The organism is Nitrososphaera sp., from assembly GCA_039938515.1.
Classification (GTDB): domain Archaea; phylum Thermoproteota; class Nitrososphaeria; order Nitrososphaerales; family Nitrososphaeraceae; genus Nitrososphaera.
Genome location: JBDUUL010000019.1, coordinates 84019 through 106854 on the forward strand (window position 1 = coordinate 84019; position 22836 = coordinate 106854).

At 54.5% G+C, this 22836-nt stretch carries 19 protein-coding genes, 2 tRNA genes and 1 pseudogene; 14 read left to right on the forward strand and 8 right to left on the reverse strand.

Annotated elements, in window-relative coordinates:
• Nucleotides 1-143: 143 nt before the first annotated feature.
• Entirely contained in the window at nt 144-1226 is a 1083-nt protein-coding gene (locus ABI361_11360) for an LLM class flavin-dependent oxidoreductase (GenBank protein MEO9321262.1), read from the forward strand.
• Nucleotides 1227-1244: 18 nt separating this feature from the next.
• Here ABI361_11360 and ABI361_11365 read toward each other — a convergent pair whose 3' ends face one another.
• A complete protein-coding gene (locus ABI361_11365; GenBank protein MEO9321263.1) occupies nt 1245-2279 on the reverse strand; it encodes an exonuclease in 1035 nt (344 codons plus the stop codon).
• A gap of 93 nt (nt 2280-2372) precedes the next feature.
• Between ABI361_11365 and purN the strand changes: the two genes are divergently transcribed.
• Nucleotides 2373-2990 (forward strand): phosphoribosylglycinamide formyltransferase, encoded by a 618-nt coding sequence (gene purN, locus ABI361_11370; protein MEO9321264.1) that lies wholly within the window; start codon nt 2373-2375, stop codon nt 2988-2990.
• A 239-nt stretch (nt 2991-3229) separates the two neighbouring features.
• On the opposite strand, the gene ABI361_11375 is transcribed toward purN, so the two are convergent.
• Entirely contained in the window at nt 3230-3922 is a 693-nt protein-coding gene (locus ABI361_11375; protein MEO9321265.1) for a class I SAM-dependent methyltransferase, read from the reverse strand.
• A 98-nt stretch (nt 3923-4020) separates the two neighbouring features.
• Here ABI361_11375 and ABI361_11380 point away from each other — a divergent pair, with 98 nt between their 5' ends.
• From ABI361_11380 to ABI361_11400, 5 genes are all read left to right on the forward strand, one after another.
• Nucleotides 4021-6666: a DEAD/DEAH box helicase gene (locus tag ABI361_11380; GenBank protein ID MEO9321266.1), complete on the forward strand. Its 2646-nt coding sequence runs from the start codon at nt 4021-4023 to the stop codon at nt 6664-6666.
• 47 nt (nt 6667-6713) lie between these two features.
• Entirely contained in the window at nt 6714-8465 is a 1752-nt protein-coding gene (locus ABI361_11385) for a DNA topoisomerase I (protein ID MEO9321267.1), read from the forward strand.
• 55 nt (nt 8466-8520) lie between these two features.
• Nucleotides 8521-10149, forward strand: coding sequence for a hypothetical protein (locus tag ABI361_11390; protein ID MEO9321268.1), 1629 nt, complete (start codon nt 8521-8523; stop codon nt 10147-10149).
• Nucleotides 10150-10355: 206 nt separating this feature from the next.
• Nucleotides 10356-10985 (forward strand): CBS domain-containing protein, encoded by a 630-nt coding sequence (locus ABI361_11395; protein MEO9321269.1) that lies wholly within the window; start codon nt 10356-10358, stop codon nt 10983-10985.
• A 112-nt stretch (nt 10986-11097) separates the two neighbouring features.
• Nucleotides 11098-11187 (forward strand) — tRNA-Met (locus tag ABI361_11400).
• A gap of 82 nt (nt 11188-11269) precedes the next feature.
• Here ABI361_11400 and ABI361_11405 read toward each other — a convergent pair.
• Together ABI361_11405 and ABI361_11410 are read right to left on the reverse strand one after the other, a co-directional pair.
• Nucleotides 11270-12259: an alpha/beta hydrolase gene (locus ABI361_11405; GenBank protein ID MEO9321270.1), complete on the reverse strand. Its 990-nt coding sequence runs from the start codon at nt 12257-12259 to the stop codon at nt 11270-11272.
• Nucleotides 12260-12478: 219 nt separating this feature from the next.
• On the reverse strand, nt 12479-13234 hold the full coding sequence (locus ABI361_11410) for an ankyrin repeat domain-containing protein (GenBank protein ID MEO9321271.1): 756 nt from the start codon (nt 13232-13234) through the stop codon (nt 12479-12481).
• Nucleotides 13235-13409: 175 nt separating this feature from the next.
• Between ABI361_11410 and ABI361_11415 the strand changes: the two are divergent.
• Nucleotides 13410-14705 (forward strand): annotated as a pseudogene (locus ABI361_11415) (AAA family ATPase).
• Between the two features lie 301 nt (nt 14706-15006).
• Nucleotides 15007-15462 carry a CBS domain-containing protein gene (locus ABI361_11420; protein ID MEO9321272.1) on the forward strand — a complete coding sequence of 152 codons (456 nt, stop codon included), beginning with the start codon at nt 15007-15009 and terminating at the stop codon, nt 15460-15462.
• A gap of 52 nt (nt 15463-15514) precedes the next feature.
• On the opposite strand, the gene ABI361_11425 is transcribed toward ABI361_11420, so the two are convergent.
• Entirely contained in the window at nt 15515-15688 is a 174-nt protein-coding gene (locus ABI361_11425; protein MEO9321273.1) for a hypothetical protein, read from the reverse strand.
• A 124-nt stretch (nt 15689-15812) separates the two neighbouring features.
• Between ABI361_11425 and ABI361_11430 the strand changes: the two genes are divergently transcribed.
• Nucleotides 15813-15910 (forward strand) — tRNA-Phe (locus tag ABI361_11430).
• Nucleotides 15911-15916: 6 nt separating this feature from the next.
• On the opposite strand, the gene purB is transcribed toward ABI361_11430, so the two are convergent.
• Entirely contained in the window at nt 15917-17278 is a 1362-nt protein-coding gene (gene purB / locus ABI361_11435; GenBank protein MEO9321274.1) for an adenylosuccinate lyase, read from the reverse strand.
• A 218-nt stretch (nt 17279-17496) separates the two neighbouring features.
• Here purB and ABI361_11440 point away from each other — a divergent pair, with 218 nt between their 5' ends.
• Genes ABI361_11440 through ABI361_11450 form a run of 3 tightly spaced genes read left to right on the forward strand, consistent with a single transcriptional unit; the run spans nt 17497 to nt 19632 of the window.
• Nucleotides 17497-18882, forward strand: coding sequence for an RtcB family protein (locus ABI361_11440; GenBank protein MEO9321275.1), 1386 nt, complete (start codon nt 17497-17499; stop codon nt 18880-18882).
• Nucleotides 18882-19283: a DNA-binding protein gene (locus tag ABI361_11445; GenBank protein ID MEO9321276.1), complete on the forward strand. Its 402-nt coding sequence runs from the start codon at nt 18882-18884 to the stop codon at nt 19281-19283. The genes ABI361_11440 and ABI361_11445 overlap by 1 nt, the downstream gene beginning before the upstream one ends.
• A 4-nt stretch (nt 19284-19287) precedes the next feature.
• Nucleotides 19288-19632 carry a hypothetical protein gene (locus ABI361_11450; protein MEO9321277.1) on the forward strand — a complete coding sequence of 115 codons (345 nt, stop codon included), beginning with the start codon at nt 19288-19290 and terminating at the stop codon, nt 19630-19632.
• Here the strand turns inward: ABI361_11450 and ABI361_11455 are convergent.
• Both ABI361_11455 and ABI361_11460 read right to left on the reverse strand, forming a co-directional pair.
• Nucleotides 19629-20036: a 30S ribosomal protein S11 gene (locus ABI361_11455; protein MEO9321278.1), complete on the reverse strand. Its 408-nt coding sequence runs from the start codon at nt 20034-20036 to the stop codon at nt 19629-19631. The two genes, ABI361_11450 and ABI361_11455, sit on opposite strands and share 4 nt — an antisense overlap.
• 423 nt (nt 20037-20459) lie before the next feature.
• Nucleotides 20460-21455: a hypothetical protein gene (locus ABI361_11460; protein ID MEO9321279.1), complete on the reverse strand. Its 996-nt coding sequence runs from the start codon at nt 21453-21455 to the stop codon at nt 20460-20462.
• Between the two features lie 266 nt (nt 21456-21721).
• On the opposite strand from ABI361_11460, the gene ABI361_11465 reads away from it, so the two are divergent.
• Nucleotides 21722-22831, forward strand: a complete 1110-nt coding sequence (locus ABI361_11465; protein MEO9321280.1) for a hypothetical protein — start codon at nt 21722-21724, stop codon at nt 22829-22831.
• The last annotated feature ends 5 nt before the right edge of the window (nt 22832-22836 follow it).

Consider the following 22836-nt stretch of genomic DNA (forward strand, 5'->3'; position numbering starts at 1 on the left):
TGCGCCCTGATCCCGAGCGGGGCCGCCCTTTTTGCCCCTCGCCCGTAGAATATCCCCCGGAATTTAAAATGCTTAAATAATCCTTCAATTTGATCCTACAACTAAATGAATTATCTTTTGAATGAGGGGTTTTGTGATTAAAAATGCGGATAAAGTTCGGGTTTACACAGGGGCTCAATGTCGCAAGGCTAGGCCTTGACGAGGCTCAGATAATGACTGCCTGCCAGATGGCAGACAGGCTAGACTTTGACTCGGTGTGGGCGATGGATCACTCCAACGTCCCCCAGTGGAAGAACGCCGTAGTCAACGACGCTTGGCTTTTGCTTGCCGCCATCGGAGCGGTCACGAGGAAAGTGGAACTGGGTACGTGTGTGACTGATGCCATCAGGAGACACCCTTCCGCCATTGCGCTGTCTGCCGTGACACTTGACAGGCTAACCCAGGGCAGGGGCATCCTGGGAATTGGGGCTGGCGAGGCGCAGAACGTGGTCGACTTTGGCATCGAGTTCAGCAAACCCGTGACAAAATTCAAGGAACAGCTGGAAGTAATTGAAAAACTGTTCGACTCTGACCCGGACAACAGGGTGAACTATACCGGCGAGTACTACAAGCTGATAAACGCGTGCCTTCAGGCAAAAAGCATCCGAAAGCCGAGGCCGCCCGTCTACATTGCCGCCGGCGCTCCAAAGACACTCGAGCTGTGCGCCACGTACGGCGACGGCTGGATACCAATAGGCTATACGCCGGAGCTTTTCAAGCACCACGCAGGCGTAATCAAGGATCACGCCAAAAAGCAGGGCAGGAACCTTGACGACTTTCAGTTTGCAAACGACGTTGACGTGTACTTTACAGACGACGGCGAAGAGGCATGGAACAAGATGAAAAATGCAGTCAAGGTCAGCCTCTACAAGCCGGAGCTTTTGAAGGTCCACAACATCCAGCAGGACTCGGAGTTTGACTTTAGGAGATACTTTACGGAATACGCAATGAACAAGCCGGAGCTCATGGAGCAGATGAAGAGGGCCGCTCTTCACATTCCAGACAGCGTGGCAAGGTCGGCCATCGGTGTCGGCAAGCCTGACGACGTGATACAGATGCTTGAGCGGTTCATAAAGGCAGGGACCAACCACTTTATCATCAGGTTCTGGGGCGAGGGCTACTTTAGAAGCATCGAGATGTTTGGCAACAAGGTAATCCCGTACTTTAGAGACCAGGCACGCAAGTAGCCTTCAAGCCCTGGCCTGTCACTGAAAAGAATCAAGGGTGGCATCGGATCCGGCCGGGTGGCCGTCCTCGTCCACCGCCCTTGCGTCAAAGCCCATCTTGCGTAGCGACCGGGCAAACTCCTTTGCAAACCCGTGAAAGGTATACACCCTGCTTGGCGCGCATTTCTTGACAGCGTCGACAAGCTCGTTGTAATCGCAGTGGTCGCTCATCGGAATTGCATAGTCAAGGCCCATCATGTAGCGGTACCGCTCGCCCGTGGCCCAGCCGCTGAATCCGACTGTCACTGCGTTATACCGTGCCTTCATGTCGCGTACAAAGGCACTCCTGCCGGACATCAGGGGCGCAACCATTATCCACGGCCGCTCCTTTGCAAGCAGCCCCTGCTGCTCGGCCTGCGAGCACGTGACAACGTCCTTGAACTTTACCCCGAGTTCAGAGTAGACGGAGTTCATGGTTGCTACGGAGTCATGCACGTAGAGCGGGTCCCAGTGATCAAAAAGCTTGGTGAGCAGCTGCGCCTTGCCAAGCGCATAGCCCATCAGTATGACCGGCCGCCCAAGGTCGTAGTTTTCGGAGATTATCTTGTTGGTCTTGTGCTCGACTTCTGTCAGTTTCGGAAAGACGTACTCGGGCCTGCCAAAGGTCGACTCGATAATGAGAGTCTCTGCGCGGGGCATCCTTGCAGGTTTCATGAACGCGCGCTGGCGGGTCGAGATGTCGCCCGTGTAGAACATCGAGTCGCCTACAAGAAGTCCCCTGGAGCCAAGTATGTGGCCCGTATCGACAAGCTCAAGGCCCTCCCAGCATTCCGCGGGCTCGGTAAAGCAGTACCCCCGCGCCCCGGCGATGAGGCAGGTTTCCTTTGACGCAATCACCTGCGATTTCTTTTCGGCATTCTTATTTCTGCTCCTCTTGTGGAGGTGGTCAACGTGGGCGTGGGATACAAAAGTGATATCGCAATCCGCCTGGCGGCTCGGGTCAAGGGCTATGGTTGTTTGGCCCTGTCGCACAACGATTCCGGAAGAACCACGCGACACGGTACAGTGCGGCAAGCTGTCACACCTAGCCGAGGTCAATATTTTAAGATTTAGCTACTTGCCGGGAGTGTTGACTATATTTAGGTGCGAAAACAAACAAGCGCGGCATTGCTTGGCCTTGGCATTCTGATTTCAGGGAGGGGGAGCAACATGGACGCCATACTCTCTTCGTTAAGCGGCAAGACAGGCAAGGTCAGTCCCAAGGTTGTGATTTCCGACAAGGCCGATGCCCCAGGACTTCGGATAGCCTCTGAAAAACACGGCGTCCCGGTTCAGGTAGTGCCCGCCGAAGGACTGAGGGGATGGGAGTATGACTCCAAGCTGGCGTCCGCTCTTGAAGCATACGGCGTCACGCCTGCTTCCGGCCTGGTGTGCCTTGCAGGCTTTATGAGGCTGCTCAGCTCCGAGTTTGTAAGGCGTTATTCGATGCGCATTTTGAACATACATCCTGCGCTGCTCCCGTCGTTCCCAGGGCTGCATGCCCAGAGGCAGGCTATTGAATACGGCGCCAAGGTGTCAGGCTGCACTGTCCACTTTGTAGACGAGGGGACCGACACAGGGCCGGTAATCCTCCAGCGCGCGGTGCCAGTCGGCGAGTCGGACACGGAAGAGACGCTGGCCGAGAGGATCCTGAGGGTAGAGCATGAACTTTATCCCGAGGCGGTCAGTCTGTTTGCAGAGGGGAGGCTAGCCGTGCAGGGCCGCAGGGTTCGGATTCTTGGCTAGTTGCCGGTACCAGCGAAAAATTGGCGTATTGCTTGCTGGCCTTTTTTAGCGCTCTTACGAGCTCCCTTTCGTCGGCGATGGTGGCTATGAGCGCCTCGACCCCGTAGACCGGGGTATCCCTCGGCGAGACCGCAGGAGCATGTTTGGAGTGCGGGGCGCGCCGCCGACTCTTCTTGCGCGCTGTCGTTGATCGGGCTTTCATCATCCACAGGTATAGTCGCCTGCTTTTCTTATAACTCTCACTTGAATGCCGCCACGATAATCGCGCCGCCGAGCATCTTTTTCTCAAACTCGACCGAAGAGAACTTGGACCTGAGCATGCCCTCGAGGTCCTTGTTCTTGGGCCAGCGCAGGTACGTGCCGTAGAGCGTCCGAAACTTGAGGCCGGCCCTGCCTGCGATAAAAAAGGCCAGCACGCCGAGCACGTATTTAAGGTAAAACGACGTGCCCGCCCTGACAAGCCGCGAGTCTGGCTTGCCCAGGTCGACGATCACCAGCCTGCCCCCGTTCTTGAGCACCCTGTGCATCTCAGAGATGGCGGTCTGGAGCTCCACGGCATCGCGCAGGCAATAGCCGCATAGCACCGCGTCGAATGTGCCTTCCCGGAAGGGCATGTACTCAAATATCCCTGAAGACAGGTCCGCTGCAAACGAATCCTTGTCTGCCCGGGCCAGCATCTCGGGGATAGGGTCGTACATGACAATCCTGGCGCTGCCGCCAGAGACGCTGAGTGCGACGCGGCTCATATTGCCGTAGCCGGACCCGGCGTCAAGCACAAGGTTTCCGGGCCGGACCCTGCCGGTTATCCCGCGGCAGCGAAACTCCTCGTCGTGCCCAAGCGAGATGACCCGGTTGACCCTGTCATAGACCGGGATAATCGAGCGGAGTACTTCAATGACCTCCTGCCAGTACTTGTTGCCTAGCCCGGACAACCGCAGCACAGCTCAGTCCAGCTGCATTAATACTGTTTCCTGCCCCGACAGGCAGCCTAGAATATTTTTATCCTTCAACAGTCATCGTCCCTTGTACTGTGGCCGGCAATTACCGCTGCCCCCGTTGCAGCGCTCCTCACTCTGTCTCCGCCGAGAGGATATTTGACGGCAGGGTTATTGTCCGCTGCTCAAAGTGCTCTGTCTGCGCGCTAGTCCCGTGGCAGGGCGGTTCTGATGGCTCGCAGCCCTTTGACGAGGCGTACCTGGAGTTTCTGGACAGAGTCGATGCGGGATCTGGCATCTCGTCCGGCGAAGACCTTGACATTGTCATGGAGCAGGAGCGCATTATCCGGACGCGCAGCGAAATCGAGAAAATGATCTCGGGAGCTGGCGCCACCGGCGACCCGCTTGTAAGGGCGGCGCTTGAGTCCCGGCAGGACTATGTGGTTGACTTTAGGGCCCTGGAGGAGCCGGCGCCGGAACTCGGAGGAAGGCTTGAAGAGCTCCCCATCGACCCCGCACTGATAGGCGCGCTCAAGAGCAGAGGGATTGATCGCCTCTTCAAGTTTCAGGAGATGGCCGTCAAGAGCATCCTCCAGGGAAAGGACGTAGTGATAACCGCTCCCACCGCTTCGGGAAAGACGGAGGCGTTTACAATCCCGATCCTCCAGAGCATATCCGAGCAGGTCCCGCGGTTTGGCTCCCTTCGCCCGACGGAGGGCGGCAGGATTTCAGCGATTTTTGTTTATCCAACCAAGGCCCTGTCAAGGGACCAGCTTCCAAAAATCCGCGGACTCGCCGACTCACTTGGGCTGAGGGTCGCGGTACTGGACGGCGATACCAAGGACGCCGAGAGGGCGCAGGTTATGGGTAGTCCGCCCGACGTCCTGATTACTAACTTTGACGTGATACATTACCACCTGCTGCACCGAACCAAACTCTCGCGCCTCTTGCGAACCGCGCGCTTTCTTGTGGTAGACGAGGCGCACGTGTATACCGGCGTTTTTGGCTCAAACGTCCACCACATAGTCGCCCGGCTTGAAAGGACAATGGACGCGCTTTCAGGCAGAAAAAGGCTGCAGGTTGCGGCCGCCTCTGCCACGCTACCAAACGCAGGCCAGTTCTGCGAGGTGCTGTTTGGCCGGCCGCTGCAGGTGATTGAAGGCTCTGGGCGTCAGCAGAACATCAAGATGGCAATGATCTTTCCCTCGCTGCGCTCCCACCGGAGCCTTGTCCTGGACCTTATCAGGCAGGCCGCCAGGAACCACCACAGGACGCTGTCGTTTAGCAACTCTCACCTTGGCGCAGAGCTGACCGCGTTCTACTCTTCCCGGCAGGGCGTCAGCATTCGCGTGCACAGGGCAGGGCTTGCGGCGCACCTCCGAAGGCACGTCGAGGATCAGTTCAAGGCGGGCAAGCTGACGGCAATCTCGGCTACTCCCACTCTGGAACTTGGAATCGACATTGGTGACATTGACGTCATCGTATCCGGCATCGTGCCAGTCAACAGGCTTACTCAGCGCATCGGAAGGGCAGGTCGCCGCGGCCAGCAGGGCTATGCGTTTCTCGCGCTTGGGACAGACCCTATCAGCCAGTACTACAAGAACCATCCTGACGACTATTTGTCTGACAGGGAGTATGCCTACGCGGACCCGTCAAACCCATTCGTGCTCGAGTACCAGGTACTTGCAATGTCCTGCGACCGGCCAATATCAATGGCCGAATCAAAACCTGTCTGGCAGACGCTCCAGTCGCTAGTCTCAAAGGGGCTCATAACGTTGGAGGCAGGCAAGTTCGTGCCAGACCGCGAAAAGGCCCGGGAAGTTCTCAGCAAGTACAGCATCAGGGGAATTGGAAGCCGCGTTGACATCATGCTCAACAAGTCCGTGATAGGCGACAGGGCGCTTCCGCAGGCACTTGAGGAGCTGCACAAGGACGCGGTGTACTTTTTCTCCGGCAGGCGGTACAGGGTAAAGCAGCTTCATTTTTCTTCAAGCGCGACCGCCGCTGATCAAAATACAAAGGACAGGCAGCCGTACGCTGAACTCGAGCCTCTGCCTTATGACTATCCGTACTACACCAAGGCAATCACCGACGAGTGGCCTTCGGTGAAAGAGGTGCTTGAGAAGAGACAGGCTTTTGGAGTCGAGGTCCTCTACTGCACGCTCCACATCAGAAAGAGGGTGCTTGGCTATGCCAACATCGAGATCGGCCAGGAGGCCGCGGCGCAGGCAAAAAGAAAGGTGATGCTCGAAGAGCCGCTAGAGTTTGAGTTTGAGTCGAAGGGTTTTGTCTTCAGGGCGCCGGCGCCGACCGAAACGATCTCAAAGTCTGACAGCCCCGAGGGCCCCGAATACGTGTCTACCAGCGCGTTTCACGCGACAGAGCACGTCGTAATTGAGGGAAGCGCCATGATAACCGGCGGCGCGTCGCAGGACCTTGGCGGGATCTCGCTCGGCTCGTCAGGCCTCATTTTTGTCTATGACGGAAGCATCGGCGGAAACGGTGCAAGCAGGATACTGTTTGAGAGGCTGGACATGGCGCTTGGCAGGGCGCTGCGAATCCTCTCGGACTGCCCGTGCGTTAGCGAGAGCGGCTGTCCCCGCTGCACGTACTCGTACAGGTGCGGCAACAACAACGAATACCTCCACAAGCGCGCCGCGATTGAGGTGCTGAGCAGAATCGTTGAAGGAGAAAAGACCGTGGTCGGAGAGGTTATCGACGGCGACAGAGCACTTGTTTGAACATCTAAAGGTTTATCAATAGTTGTAGACGGTTGTTTTTTACCAAGTTGGACGACGCTTATGTCGATGCGCCGCCTTCAGCGGTGGCGGTACCGGAGGTATCCGCCGCCTCGGGAGCAAAGGGTTCCGCCGCTGGCAAGGTCAGGTGGCAGACGCTTGAGCACAAGGGCGTCGCCTTTCCACCAGAATACGAGCCAAGGGGCATCACGATAAAAATCAAGGGAGAGGATCTTTTGCTTAGCCGCGACCAAGAGGAAATGGTCTACGCCTGGGCAAAAAAGAAGGACACGCACTATGTGCAAGACCCGGTCTTTCAGTCCAACTTTATGAGCGATTTTTCAAAATTATTGCCAGACAGGTTCAAGGCCGCAAACATGCAGGATATCGACTTTGCCATGGCGTACAGGCTCGTCGACGAGGAAAAGACAATGAAGGAGGCAGACAAGGAGCGATTCAAGAACCTGCCGCGAGAGGAAAAGAAAAAGATCTCGCTTGCAAAAAAGGGGGAGAGGGAAAAACTCAAGGCGACCTTTGGCAAGGCAATGGTTGACGGCGTGGAGGTCGATATTGCAAACTGGCTGGTCGAGCCGCCAGGACTTTTCATGGGAAGGGGCCAGCACCCGATGAGGGGGAGGTGGAAGCCCCGGGTAAAGCCCCAGGATGTCATACTTAACCTTGGCGAAAGCGCGCCGGTGCCCGAGGGCAGCTGGAAGGACGTGATTCACGATCATTCCTCGACATGGCTTGCGACATGGATTGAGACGCTCACGGACAAGCGCAAGTACGTTTGGCTGCACGACTCGGCATCGCTTCGCCAGGACAACGACAGGGCCAAATACGACAAGGCAAAGAAACTAGCCGAGCAGCTGCCAAGGGTTCAGCGTGAGGTCATACGCCGCATGAAGTCAAAGCCAGACGGAAGGGTCTCGACCGTGGCGTACCTAATATTCAAGCTGGCCATGAGGGTTGGCGACGAAAAGGATCCCGACGAGGCCGACACGGTCGGCGCGAGCACCCTGCGTGTGGAGCACATCAAGTTTCCAAAGTCGCCCGATGGCAGGCAGCTATTGGAGTTTAATTTTCTGGGCAAGGACAGCGTGCCGTGGCAGAAGAAGCTTGAGGTCAACTCTGACGACACCAGGGCGCTTCATGAAAACCTTGTCGCATTTACAAAGGGCAAGGACCCCTCCGTTCAGATTTTTGACAGCATAAACTCGCGGAAGGTAAACGCGTTTCTGGGAAGCATCATGCCCGGCCTGACTGCCAAGGTCTTCAGGACGTGCATTGCGACCTATGTCGTTCAGGACTCGCTCAAGAAGGAAAAAATCGACAAGAACTCTTCGGAGGCGCAAAAGATCTATGCCGCGCGAAAAGCCAACCTGCAGGCAGCGATTACCTGCAACCACAAAAAGGGCGTCGACCCAAAGAACCCCGCCGCGCGAAAAGCCCTTGAAAAGTTCGAGGAATCGGTTGCAAAAAAGAAGGAGGCAATAGCCGCCGCAAAGGCGGAAATCGAGGCGCGCAAGTGGAAGACTGAGAACCAGGAAAAGCGCATGAAGGAGCGGCTTGAGCGCATGGAAGTTCAGCTAAAGCTCCAGCAAGACACAAAGGACTACAACATCGGCACGTCCCTTCGGAACTACATCGACCCGAGGGTAATGAAGGCGTGGCTGAACTTTGTAGAGCTTGACTGGACCAAGGTGTATACCGCCACCCTCCAGCGCAAGTTCAAGTGGGTGGAAGGCTACAAGGACCGAAACTTTAGGACGTTTTATCCCGAGCTTAAAGAAAAAATCTAGCTGTCATAAGACTTATATCGTTTCTTTCTGTTTGTAGGTTCAGACTGTCCATCTCATGATCTTTGGTAATCTCGGGAGACGCACGGCAGAGTATGCAGGTGCGCCGAGGACCGCAATGTTGTTTGTTGTCGCAGCGAGCCTTTTGCTGACTTTTTTTTCGCCTGCACTCCTGCTGCAAACGCGCGGCCCTCCGCTGCTTCGAGCCGCCGATGCGCAGCTCTCGGACAACGGCACCAACTATGAGCCGGACTCGCTATTCATCGCGCTTCTAAGCGGCGGAGACGCGCTGGTCGAATACGACGTCAAGATCCCAAACCCGCAGACAGACTCGACTGTCGCGCTGTTTGGCACCCAGGACTTTAGGGATCTCATCGTCGCGGACTTTAACGACAAGTTGATTGCCTACGACCTTGGGCCCGGAAAGAACCAGATAATACTGCGCTCGCCCAGCTCGGCTGACGCGAGGATAAGTTATTCCACCCAGGACCTGCTCAACAAGACCGGCAAGGTATGGACTTTTTCGATAGACTCGCCTATCGCATATACATTAAAGCTGCCGGCAAACAGCGTGCTCACTGACACTTCAGGCTCAGAGCCTCCAGCGATAAAGACGATAGGAGGGCAGTACCTGCTTACGTTCAATCCGGGCGTTTCGACGGTTTCCTATATCATCGGGGTCGTGGGGACTGAAAGCCAGGCAAGCATCGTGATAAAGGCCGCCGACACGACGATAAGGGAGGTAAAGCAGCAATATTCTGGCATAGTTCTGACCGCCGCGGAGGACATGCTAAAGAATGCCACGTCATTTTTTGCTGCTGGCAGGTTCACTGATGCGGAGAGCCTCGCAGGCAAGGCAAACGATGCGGCGGTGACGGCAGGGCAGGGATATTCCGACGCCCAGTCCGCGATATCAGCAGCCGAGCAGCAGATTGCGAACGCCAGCAGCCAGAACAGGGACACCACGGCTGCAAACGCGCTTCTGCAAACCTCAAAAGACCAGTTTGCCCGGGGAGAGTATCCGCAGTCAAAGGACTCTGCCGAACAGGCGACGGGGGCCATCGGAGCGTCCAGCGCTGGCGGCAGCGGCAACAGCAACCTGCTCACACTTGGATTAGTTGTAGGGGCCGTGGCCGCAGCCGCAGGAGGCGGAGGATTTATCGTGCTCAGGATGCGCAGCCGGCCGCCCCTGCAGGTAGCACCAAGGCAGAGCGAGGTTGAACCAGACTCCCGCCGGCAGATTGATGTTCAGAGTCCGGAACGCGACGGACCCATCGCGGACGTTCTCCGGCCAGAATCTGATCCGATAGAACCTGCATTAAGGACACCTTCGGACAAACTGAGAGACACCGGCCCGGCAGAGCATGCAGGATTTTCCGACCCGCTTGTCAGAGCCCCGGGTACGGCTGCACCAGAATCGCAGACCAACCCGAGCGTCCTAGCGAGGATAGTGAGCAGGATTATCCAGGAAAAGCCTGCACTCCGGCAGGAGGACAGGGACGTCCTTTCATTTCTTGCGGAAAAGGAAGGCGCGGCGTTTGAGAGCGAGATCCGCGGCAAGTTCCAGCTTCCAAAGACAACCATCTGGAGGCTTGTCAAGAGGCTTGAAAGGGAGGACCTCGTAGAAATCCGCAAGGCCGGCGGCCAGAACCTCATAAAGCTCAGGTTTGAGGGAAGGCAGCAATAGACAGGAAAAGTTGCACCTGAAATCAGGGCCTATCCGGATTCAGCCAAAGGCATGGAAAAATTTTTATGCTAAATCTGGAAAGCGGGCATAACTCTTGTGCGTAACGATAATCGATTTGATAAGAATTTTGCTATTTCGAGCCAAATATGTGATAAAATCACTCGCCTCCATATTTTTATATTTCCATTGACAAGTAACCTTCTGTTATGGCCCGCCAAGAGGATCTTTCCGCATCCCTGCTCTCAAGCCCGATCGAGCACTACGTAAACACAAACATCGTGATACTCGGCAGTACCGACAACGCGGCTGACGCGCTCAAGATGATAAAGGAGAGGGCAATCAGAAGCGTCCTTGTTTCGCACCAGGGAGAAGTAATAGGCCTGGTCAGCAAGACCGACATCCTCTTCAAGGTGATGGCGCAGGGCAAGAATCCCGAAAAGATAAAGCTGCGCGAAATAATGTCCTCCCCTGTAATTGCCGTCGGGCCGGCCAACACGGTGCAGGAGGTTCTAGGAGTGATGGACAAGCACGTGATACGCCAGGTGATTGTGAGCTCGGAGTCAAAGGTGCTTGGGATGGTAAACCGCGACGAGATGTTTGAGACCATATACAGGTCCACCATGGTCGACGTTGACACGGCAATCGAGGGCACCCCGGTGTGCATAATCAACCCAAAGGCCATCGTCTACGTGAAGGACATTACGACGGCAAACCTGGTCTGCCCCTACTGCGAGTCTCCGTTTGACACGTCCGAGGGCCTCTCAAACCACATCGACCGGCTTCACACTGGCAGCGGCGTCCTAGAAGGCGACGCGCGCAAACTGTACGAGCAGTAGATCTTTGCGCAGTCTTAGGCAATTCGCCATGTCGCCGGGACGTGCATTAATAGAATATATTATACGTGAGAAAAAAAGCAGCAGCTGGCTCAGGCCGTGCCAGCCAGAGAGTGCCGGGGTAGCTCAGCTTGGTTAGAGCGTACGACTCATAATCTCAACATAAGAAATCGTAAGGTCGCGGGCTCAAATCCCGCCTCCGGCACTATCATACTCAAGCCGTCCGGCCCTTATATCTCCAGAGTCAAGACTTTTTCGTTCCATCCGGATTGAAGACTACGCATTACTTATTTTTTGGCCATTTCCGCCAGCCATGAAAATATTGTCTCCTCAGCTGCTTTGTCAAGATCTGTATCTGAAGAGCAATAGTGCGAGGAGGCATACTCGGCCGTGAGACTTTCTTTTGGCAATTCCTCAGACCTAAGTACATGATTGGCATTTTCAGGATAGTAGAACGAAACGCCTGCTTTTCCACGAGTGGCTGTTTCCAATGCCCTCCCGTCTATCTGCCAGTTAATCTGGATGTCCTTCTTTCCTATCATGATCAGAATAGGCGCCGATATTTTTGCAACATGCTCAGAAAGGCTGTAATTCCATAATTCTCTTGAAAAAGGCAAGTTAGCTTTATTCTCTAATCCGCGAAGCAGCAGCTTTGCGCTCTCAGGAATCGACGGTCCTACCTTCAGTGGCCTGCTAGCAAGAAAGTCTGCGATCGCGGCATCATAGTCTTTCATAATAGATTCCGCGTACGGCAGATTCCTTGCCTGAGCGAAAATTTGCATGCGGGCGACTTCGCCAATCGTTCTTCCCGGCGGTCCTGTAAGAACCAGCCCCTTGAACAGATTTGTCTTGGCTTGAAGCTGGTAGTTTACCGCATGAATGGCTCCTTCGCTATTGGTAAGGGCAAATACTTTGTCGTTGTCGATCCCATCTTCAGCAATAACGGTTTTGACTGCACCGAATAACTCATCCAAGTGGGTTTGCATACTGATTTTCCCCGCAAATTTTGAAAGGTTTTCGCTCACGCGAGGACCCGAAGCCATCTTGTCATAGCGAAGAGTCACAAAGCCATGATTTGCGAGTGCCTCCGCAAGTAACCTCCCACTGCCGTTTGTTCCGGGAAGCAGAGGTGAGCACCAATTTCTGTCAGTGGGCCCGCTACCTGCAACAAGTATCACAGCATGACGATTACCGCTGCTTTTTGGCCTTGTAATGGTTCCATTTATTGGAATGTCGAGAGCCTTCCACGAAACTTCCTCGTTTTCAATCTCAAACAAATGCGGCTACCACTAGGAAAACGAGGATGGCATTTAATTGATGTTCCCCGCGGTGAAAGCATCTTGTGTATAAACAAGAAATTCTGTTTCATGAGACTCTCGCAATGGAACGAGTCGGGCCAGAACTCGGGCATGATTTCTGATGCCAGTGTCCAGCCTCCGGCACCTTTAATGATCTGCAAAGGTGCTCCTGAATCAGGCTTATGGTATGCGGCCGGTCTAGAATCCGGAAATCAGTGCCCGCACCGATTTGGATCTGACGCACTCTTTAACGGTTTTGCCTGCGCGATCGGTGTCTGTGAGGCTTGCACCGTTATCAAGAAGCAACCGGATGATTTTGCCTTGTTCTCTGCGGGCCATTGCAGACCCGCTGCCCCCTCGCCCCGTATCCTGCACTGCAAGGTGTAGTGGCGTAGAGCCTGTCCCATTCCTTCTGACTACATCCGCCCCATTTCGGATAAGGGCCTGAACGGCGGCCGTGGAGCGCGTACGCACTGCGCGGTGAAGAGGAGAGACGCCACTTTTGTCCGCAGAATCAGGATCTGCGCCTGCCCCAACCAGGTACTCGATGATCGCGTACTGAGCGTCTGGGTCCCACAGAGGGCCGCCAGGCGCCCCATCGGCCGCATAGTGCAGCGGCTCTGCGCCGCGCCGGTTTTTCGCTCGAACGCTTGCGTGTCTGCGTACAAGTTCTACCGCAAAGTCTCGCTGGTAAGCTGCAGAAGCAACATGCAGCGCTGTGTCTCCGGCATAGAGATAGTGAGAAACCTGTCTCAGAAAGAAAGCACTTGCATTGGAGCGATTGGCACCTCCCGTGAGCGTCGCACGCGCAAGTTGTGGCGATTCGGCCAGCAACTGGGAAGCTCTTTGGTGGTCCCTCAAACCAATTGACTCAAAAAGCATCCCGAGCGCCTGTTGGTCGCTATCTGGGTGAAGACCAGTCGTTGAGTCGCGTCCCGTGCGCTCTCCTCGCAAAACTATGCAGTATGAAAAAAGATATAGCAATTAAAGAACTTTAAGTCTGCTAAAAGAATTCTCGTCTGGATTCTCCACGCCCCTTTAGTTATCAAAATCTCCGGGAGTTGTCCGAATTCTTTAGCACAAGTGCAGCCTAATTGTATTTAGATAAGGATCTTGATAAGTGCAATCGATGGCAAAGGGAGAAATGATTCTCTCACTTAAGGTGCTCGAAGCATATACAAGAGATGTTGGCCGCGGCGTTGCTCGCATAGATTATAATTCCATGGATTCACTTGGTGCGTCAACCGGCGACGTTCTTGAAATCAGAGGGAAACGCAGGACAGTCGCAAAAAGCCTTCCGATTTACCCCTCAGATGAAGGAAAAGGGGTCATAAGGTTTGACGGCCTTGTCAGAAACAATGCAGGGATTGCCATCGGCGATACTGTAATTGTGAAGAAGGTCAAAGCCCTTAAGGCAGACAAAGTAGTAGTTGCCCCGGCTGAGGCAATTCCACCTATTGACGAGCGTTACCTTGCCGATGCGCTTGAAAGCGTGCCACTAATCAAAGGTGACAACGTAATGGTGCCTTACTTTGGTGGCAGGCTCACTTTTCAGGTAATAGGAGTCACACCTGAGGCTGATGCAGGACTTGTCACTCAAAAGACCATATTCCAGATCGCAGAAAAAGGCGACACGTTAAGGGGAGTACAGCTGGTCACATACGAGGACATTGGCGGACTGAAGGAAGAGATCCAAAAGGTGCGCGAAATGATAGAGCTTCCTCTGAGGCATCCTGAAATTTTCGAAAAGCTCGGGACGAGGATCCCCAAGTCGATTCTTTTCAGAGGTCCTACTGGAACCGGAAAGACACATTTGGCCAGGGCGGGCGCAAGCGTTTCTAGCGTGCATTTCATCCCCATTGCTGCAACTGAAATAATCAGTAAATACCATGGCGAAGCGGAGGCCAAGCTCAGGGAAATTTTCAAGGAGGCGAAGGAAAAGGCCCCCTCAATAATATTCATTGACGAAATTGACTCGATAGCTCCTATTAGGAAAATCTCGAGTGAGGCCGAAAGAAAGCTCTCCTCTCAGTTGCTGTCCCTGATGGACGGACTCGAATCAAGGGGCACTGTCTTTGTAATCGCGGCGACCAATAGGCATGAGGCAGTCGACCCGGCGTTCAGAAGACCGGGGCGATTTGATGTCGAGATAGAGTTCAGGATTCCCGACCAAAATGCTCGGCTTGAAATCTTGAAGATCTATGCAGGGCGGATAAGGGAGCTTGGAGCTGACGTCGACCTTGAAAAAATCGCCTCGATGACAGAGGGTTTCACGGGGGCGGATCTGGAATACCTGTGTACAGACGCATCAATGAATTGCATAAAGAGAATGCTCCAGATTGATGCCCTGTACAGCACGCCGGATCCAATAAGCAATGAGGAGCTGAAAAAACTCGAAGTTAACATGAGCGACTTTGAAGCAGCAGCCGATTCGCTGTCAAAAACAAAGAAAGCAATTCCCAGAGAGTAGGGCGCTAGCCTCTGTCTTGAACATAGTCCATATCCTAGCGATTCCAACACTAGAAAGCAAAATGGTTAACAAACACTCGGCAAATTGACCTCTCCCTTTGGAACTATCAATCTGCGCTGGAGCTTTTCGTACTTTCTGAGAATAACGGCATCCCTCCGCGCCTCTCGTCTGTCACAAACCGTCTGTCCGGCCAAGCCTCGTGCGGGCGCGATTCGCATGAACCCATAAAAGCAATCCGGGTATATTTCATTTCGGCATGAAGTCCATTGGTGAAATAATGTCAAAGAAAATCGAGACCATTGACATTAACGCGACGGCCCACGACGCTGCAATGAAAATGAAGGACAAGAACGTCAGCTCGCTTCTCGTTGTCGACCAGCAAAGCGAGCAAGTCAACCAGGGCATACTCACCGAGCGCGACCTCGTAAGGAGGGTCTGTGCTACAGACGAGCCGGACCTGAATGTCCCGGTAAAGACCATAATGTCTTCGCCAATTGCATTCATCGACCCTTTCTCCCCGGTAGAAGTGGCTGCAGATAACATGCGCCACTACGGCATGCGCCACTTTTTGGTTGCCGACGAGTCTGGAAAAGCGCTTGGCATCATTACGCTATCCGACCTTGCGGGATACCTGGCAGAAAACGTCAACATTGATGACGTGAACGCAACAATCCTAAAGGCGCTCAAGGACGAAGGAGGATACCCCTCCTAGGCGCAATCCCGTTCCAGGTTTTATTCCCTGTCTTTTACCCTTAAAGTAGAAACTAGTACGAGTGTACCTGCGACTTGTGCTCGCGCAGGTATTTTTTCTTCTTGAAGCGCTCGTTACACTTGTCACACTTGAAAGGTCTTTCAAACTCCTCAAGGAAGCGCCGCTTGCGCTCTTCTGGTGACTCTTCTACCGTCTTTGGAGCGCCATCTGCGGAGGGATTTATCATGCTAACGATCAATGCAAACCACTTTTTCGTTTATTTACTTTAAGTAAAAGAGTTCTAATTTCACGCGTCACGGCCAAAACGACAGTGACACTCATATAGAGTTTCAAGATGCCTTTTTGATAGTGCCGTCGTAGCTCAGCCTGGGAGAGCACTCGACTGATTTTCAATATCAGGGTGAAGCTGAAGACCGAGCTGTCGTGAGCTCAAATCTCACCGGCGGCACCTATACTAATTCCGGTTCTTGGTCAGCCTGCCAACAAGACTCTTGGCATTCTCTATTATCCTGCCCGAGGCTGCAAGGTGCGAGGCGGGCTGAAATATCGTCTCGAGTTCTTGCCGTGACAGGCTCTCGGATATGCTTGCGTCCTTTGCCGCCGCTTCGAGAAAATGCGTTCCGTCTGCCGCTGCGGAAAATGCCACGCGCTGTATGTCCCTGTAGGCTTCAAAACGCGGGACGCCCTTTTTCACAAGGGCCTCAAGCACAAACTCGGCATAGATTTGTCCCTTGGTTATTTCGATGTTGGAAGTAATCCGGCTGCGGTTGACCGCAAGCTCTGATATCACCTTGATCATGAGGCCGAGCATCTCGTCGAGAAGAATCGCTCCCAGCGGGAGTGTAAAGCGCTCGTTTGCAGAGTTTGAGAGGTCCCGCTCGTGCCACAGGGGGACGTTCTCAAGCGATACGTCCACAAGCGACCTGAGGAGCCTTGAAAGCGATGAAACGCGCTCGCTCTTTGTAGGGTTTCGCTTGACAGGCACCGCGCTGCTCCCCATCTGGCCTTTTCTGAAAGGCTCGGCTACCTCAGCAATCTCTGTCCGCTGCAGGTTCCGTATCTCGACGGCAATCTTGTCAAGCGTCGATCCGACAAGGGCCAGCAGAAACTGCGCCTCGGCAAAGCGCTCGCGGGGGATCACCTGGGTGGCAGCGTCTACAGGGTACAGGCCGAGGGACTTGCTAGCAAGTCGTTGTACCTCAAGGGCCTTTTCTCCCATCAGCGAGCCGGTGCCTACGACGCCTAGCGTCTTGCACAGCAAAACCCGGGGCCGGGCCTCTCTTATCCTCTCATAGTGCCTTGCCATCTCTGAGGCCCACACTGCGAACCGCAGTCCAAACGCGACAATGCTTGCATGCTGGCCGTGGGTGCGCCCGACCGCTGGAAGGTCGGAAAACTCGGCTGCCCTTGAGGCGAGTTTTTCCGCGAGTGTTTTTACCTTTTCTTCAATGATTTCAAACGCGTCTCTCAGCTGCATGCACATCGAGGTGTCGACCACGTCGGCGCTTGTTAGCCCGTAGTGCACCCAGGGCTTTGACGCCGCGGCCAGCTGCTCGCTCAGTGCCTCGACGAGCGCGGCCGTATCGTGGTCGCTTATAGACTCGAGCTCTGCAATCCTCTCAAGTGTAACCTTGCCCGAAGAGGCGGCCTTGGAAATGTCCTCGGCCGCGGCGGCAGGAATCATTTTCAACTCGGCCTGGCTTTCCGCAACCGAGGCCTCGAACAAGAGCTGGTACCTGAGGCGGGCATGGTCCTCAAAGATGCTGCGCATCTCCTTGCTTCCGTACCGTCCCGAGTCAACTGGAAGGATTGGCATTGGATTGTGGCTAACATACTGCATCAGTCTGGATGAATTAAATCTTGTCTGGCCTCGCACCTCATGTACGCGGTTTTTGTCAAATTCTAGGAACGCATATAATAGCTCCGGCGGACTGTGATAAGGCATTGAGTGAGCTTGTCACCCGGAGCGGCAACCACCGGGTAAAGAAGGTCGGCGATTTTGTCTACAGAATAGAGCGCGACCAGTCGAAGGGCATGAACGTTCCCGTCACAATTTACGCTAACGATTCCCTCATTTCCAAGATGGTCATGGACCGCACCATAGACCAGGCGGCAAACGTCTCTACACTGCCGGGCGTGCAAAAGCACGTCGTAGTGCTGCCAGACGGTCATGAGGGTTATGGCTTTCCTGTGGGAGGCGTCGCGGCCACCGACCTTGAAACCGGCGTGATTAGCCCCGGTGGCGTCGGCTACGACATCAACTGCGGAGTGCGGCTTGTGCGCACGAGCCTAACAGAGTCGGACCTGAGGCCAAAACTCAAGGATCTTGTAAATGACCTCTTCAAGTCAATACCGTCCGGCGTGGGAAGCGAGGGCGCCGTAAGGCTGTCCAAGTCAGAACTCGACGACCTGCTTGTCGAAGGGGTTGGGTGGGCAGTCAACCATGGCTATGGGACGGCCGACGACATGGATGTTTGCGAAGAAAATGGCAGGATGGGTGGCGCTGACCCGGCTCGGGTTTCAGACACGGCCCGCAAGAGGGGCGCGCCGCAGCTGGGAAGCCTTGGCTCTGGCAACCACTTTCTTGAAATCCAAAAGGTGGACAAGATATTTGATGAAAAGGCTGCTGCCGCCATGGGAATAGAGGGACAGGGGCAGCTGACGGTGCTGATACACTGCGGCTCTCGCGGTTTTGGCCACCAGATTTGCACCGACTATCTTCGCGTTTCCGAATCCGCGCTCAAGAAATACGGCCTAACGCTGGCAGACAGGGAACTTGCCTGCGTGCCGAACAACTCGAAGGAGGGCGAGGACTACCGCAAGGCGATGTACTCGGCGCTCAACTTTGCATGGGCCAACCGACAGATGCTCACCCACTGGACTAGGAAGGTCTTTGAGCGCGTCTTTGGCATGTCCGAGGCCGACCTTGACATGGACCTTGTATACGACGTTGCCCACAACATCGCCAAGGTAGAGCGCCAGCGGGTGGAAGGCGAGGGCACGCGCGAGTTGGTTGTCCACCGAAAAGGCGCTACCAGGGCGTTCCCGGCAGGGATGGAGCAGATACCCAAAAAATACAGAGACGTGGGCCAGCCGGTTATCATACCCGGCTCGATGGGAACCGCCAGCTGGATTTTGCTAGGCAACGACCGCTCACTTGACCTGAGTTTTGGCTCGACGGCTCACGGCGCTGGCAGGACGATGTCAAGGTCCGCTGCAAAGCGCAGTTACACCGCCGAGTCAGTAAAGCAGGGTCTCGAGTCAAAGGGCATCTACATCCGTGCGCTTACCAGGGATGGAATGGTTGAAGAGACACCCGAGGCGTACAAGGACGTGGATGCAGTCGCAAACGTCTCTCACGAGCTTGGCATCGCGACCAAGGTAGTCAGGCTGGTGCCGGTTGGAGTGATAAAGGGATAATGTCTGCAGACGAGTCGGATCCGGACATCGAGCGGATAAAGGCCAGAAAACTCCGCGAAATGCGAAAACTAGCAGCCGCGCCAAAGCCGACCGAGGCGCCAAAGCCGACAAAGTCCCCGAGGGATATTGTGCTTTCCTTTCTTTACGACCGAGGCGAAGAGGTGCTAAACCGCGCGTATGCCCAGTTCCCCGCTCAGACTGAAGCGATTGTCACAAAGATTGCAGAGCTCATTCGGAGTGGCGAGCTCCAGAACAAGATATCAGGGGGCGAACTCCTTTCGCTTTTCAGGTCAATTGGGCTGCGCGTCCACATTGACACAAGCATCAAGGTCGAGGACCACGGCAAGTTTGTATCTTTTTCAGACAAGCTCAAGCAGGCGGGAAACGAACTGGAGGGCTGACGCGTTGTCAGTCATCGGCACCTTTATCATTGACTTTCAGACAACGGAGTTTGAGCGCGACGGCAAGATTGCTGGCGAGTTCCTGGCATCACTTCAGGGCGAGTGCCGGCTCCAAAACGCATACGCGATAGACGAGCCGCTAGAGCGCGCCGGCTGGGCCTTTGCCAAGATGTTTCTTGCAGGCGAGTTCGTGGAGTGCATCTATGAGAAGCAGAGGCAGCATGTGGATTCGACCAAGGGCAAAAAGTTTGAGGATAAGTTCATCGGATGGATCGCGCTCCGCCTAAAGGAAAGAGGCTGCGGGGCGACCGTCAAGATGGCCCCTGAGATGAAAAAGAGCTCGTTCTAGACTCTGCGTCCCCTTCTTCCGCCCGGCTTTCTCGTGGTGTCGTGGGGGATCGGGGTGACGTCGTCAATCCTGCCTATCCTAAAGCCGGCTCTCGCAAGTGCCCTGATGGCCGCCTGCGCGCCAGGCCCGGGGATTCTAGGGCCGACGCCGCCTACAGCCCTAACCCTGATGTGCAGTGCGTTAATGCCCTTTGTCTTGGCGACGTCTGCCGCGGCGACTGCGGACTTCATTGCGGCATAGGGAGAAGATTCGTACCTGTCGGCGGTGACGTGCCTGCCGCCGGAGCTGAACGAGATGGTCTCGCTACCGCTCAGGTCGGTAATATGGACAAGAGTATTATTGTAACTGCTAAAGATGTGGGCAACGCCCCATTTAGTCTCGGTAATCTCCGAAGTTTCTGACATGCGTGCACTAAAAACCCGCCTGACAGGGTTAAAAACGTTATCGCTTTTGACCCGTCGCGGTAGAGATGCAACGATAGGTGCATTGTTTCGCTAGGGTCGTCAGTCCCCCTCTCCCCAAAGTGATCCCAACTTAATTTACAAAGGACGGGGAGGTTTTTGCCCAAATGAGAGAAAAGCCGCAAGTTCCGGAGCCGGGGCAGCAGATTGCGTTTGTCTCTGCTTTAGACGTGCTTCGGGCTCCCGGGTTAGCCAAGGCTGCAAGGTGAAACTTGCAATAGAGACCAGCGGAGGTACCGCGTCGAAATATGACAAGCCGGCGAGATAACCCGGCTTTTACCAGTACCGGCGCGGTATGATATGCTGGTGCTTTCCAGCGGCAAGTCCTGCATCAGCATCTACCGGCTTTCTGGTCGACTCAGTCGTTCAGAGGTATTTCCCAATCAAGCTGGTCCTGCTCAACACCACGATAATGCCAGTAATTGCTGCAATCAGGATTGCAGGGACTGGGAATTCGGGCACTACTTCTGCGCCTAACACTGTGACGGTGTGGCTGCTGTGATGATAGTTCAGGGTAATGGTGCCCGCAGAGTCGTCTGCCCTAAAGTCTGTGACCGGCTGACCGTCAAACGTCACAACATAGGGCCCCTTGAGCAGGCTTCCGATGTGAACCACGGTCGTTCCCATAGTACCGTCGGTGCCGGATACCTTGAAGCTTAGCTTCTTGCCTGCCTCGTCGAAACTTACGGCAGAGATTGAAGAAGAAGTGTCAAAGTACATGGCGATGTCCTTGCTTGAGGTATGAAGAGTCTGCGTGTACTTTGCAAGGGGTGGCATCAGGTTTGAAGACTGCGGATCGATTGCGTTGTCAATCTTTAGCGTTGCAATGGCGGCGTGCATCTGGCTCATGTAATTGTCAAACGAGGTCTTGTCGCCGTACGCAACATAGTGCGTTGCGTCAAGCTCCACCATATAGTTGTGAGCCGGGCTCTTGAGGTAGTAAGTCTCCAGTTGGTTGAACTTGAAGGTACACTTGACCGCGGGCATGCCATTGACAGTTACCGCGCTGCTGTCGTAGCTCTGCGGGCTTTCAAGGCATGACGCCATCTGGTGCACGTTAAAGCCATCGATGTTTATGCTAAGACCTGCCGGCACGGGCTGGGTCCCGCTGAACGGGTTTGCCTGAAAAACCATCGAATTGATGCCGGGGCTCTCAAAGGCCTTCCACCCTGAAGTGATGGTTATCTGAAAGCCGTACTGGGAATTCGCATAATTGCCCGTAAAGCCGGATTTGTTGTCGCCGTCTGCGTAAACCGAGAATAGCGAAACATTGGAAATTGCAACGAGCATAGCACCAAGTGCCAAGGAGCCTGCAATCGCGGTTGCCCTTTTCCTGTACGCACCGTGATAAAGGTTAGACAAAGTCTGGATTGAAAATTTCATTGGCGCAATTATAAGGAAAAGTGGGTTTATCGTTTTACGACACCTTGCAGAGGCCGGGGTCTTGGAGCTTTCGTCAGAAATCCTGCATGTAGTATGACAGGGCGCCTGATGCAGAGGTGAACCGTTGCAATCATACCGAGAACCTAGTCTAACCTGATGTGTCAACCCTGGCCCCAGTCGTGTTGTTGGCTTTGATACATGCAGGATCCTAAAGATGATGATGGTCAGTAGAAAGAGAGCAATTCATGATAATTGGAAGAAAAGGCAGAGGAAACGCCTCGAATGGAGGCGCGGGTTTACTTGGATTAGCGTTATTCGTTGTATCATCAATGATGGTCGTGCCTTCATTTTCAGGCTCGGCCGCAAGCGCGCTTTTATCAGATACAGTTCCTCCAAAGGTTGCAATTATTTCCCCCGGCAATAGCACCAATTTTGCCCTTCCAAAGTCCTCCAGCGCAGTCGCGGTGCAAGTAACTGGCACCTCATCGGACAAAGGGACTGGGGTGACGCAGGTACAATTAAGCCTGAATGGCGGTGCTTACCAAGCTGTGTCACCAAAAGCACCAGGCGACTGGTCTACCTGGAGCAGTGGCACTTTTACGCTTGGACTTGGCTCGTATTCGTTTATCGCCAAGGCCACTGACGGCAGCGGGAACGTGGCTTATTCCACCCAGGTTATGCTCAAAGTAGTATCTCAACCCTCCAGGATTATCAATATCGTGATCGCCAAGTCGGATCCCGCCTCACAGGCGGTAATAATGAAGCATCTTACCACTGCAGACATTGTGAGCAGCTTTTCGCTGACTGCGCTCGGCAAGTTCCCGGGCCAGAAACACCTGCTTGAAGCAAACTCTATTCCGGTGATAGAGCAGGGCATTACGACTGCCAAGTCAAGCAGCATAAGACTTGACTACATCGGCTACGACAACGAGGCGGCAAACGGCGCAGGCTCAACTCCCCCGTCAGAGCTTGTCAATCCTGCGGCCTCTACAAACCAGGCAATGAGCATTATCAAGGCGGCAGGCTACAGCTCCGGCATTAGTCCCACAAGGCGAATACTACTGAGCGAGTATGCAGGCCTTGACTATTCGCAGATAAATTCGGTAGATATCCAGCTGCAAAAGGTGGTCGGCAACTCCCAGTTCCAGAGCGTGCCCGGTACGGTAATACCGTATGCAAAGGCCAAGAACTCGGGAGTTACGGCAATGATCCAAGTATGCCCGACGCTGTTTAGCGTGACAGACATAATCAACTCTGTAAACACCGTAAGCAGCCAGATAGACGGCGTCACCATCCTCTGGAACGGAAGCGATCCAAGTGTCCTGGATAATCTGCTGACGCAGCTGGGCAGGTAAATTCT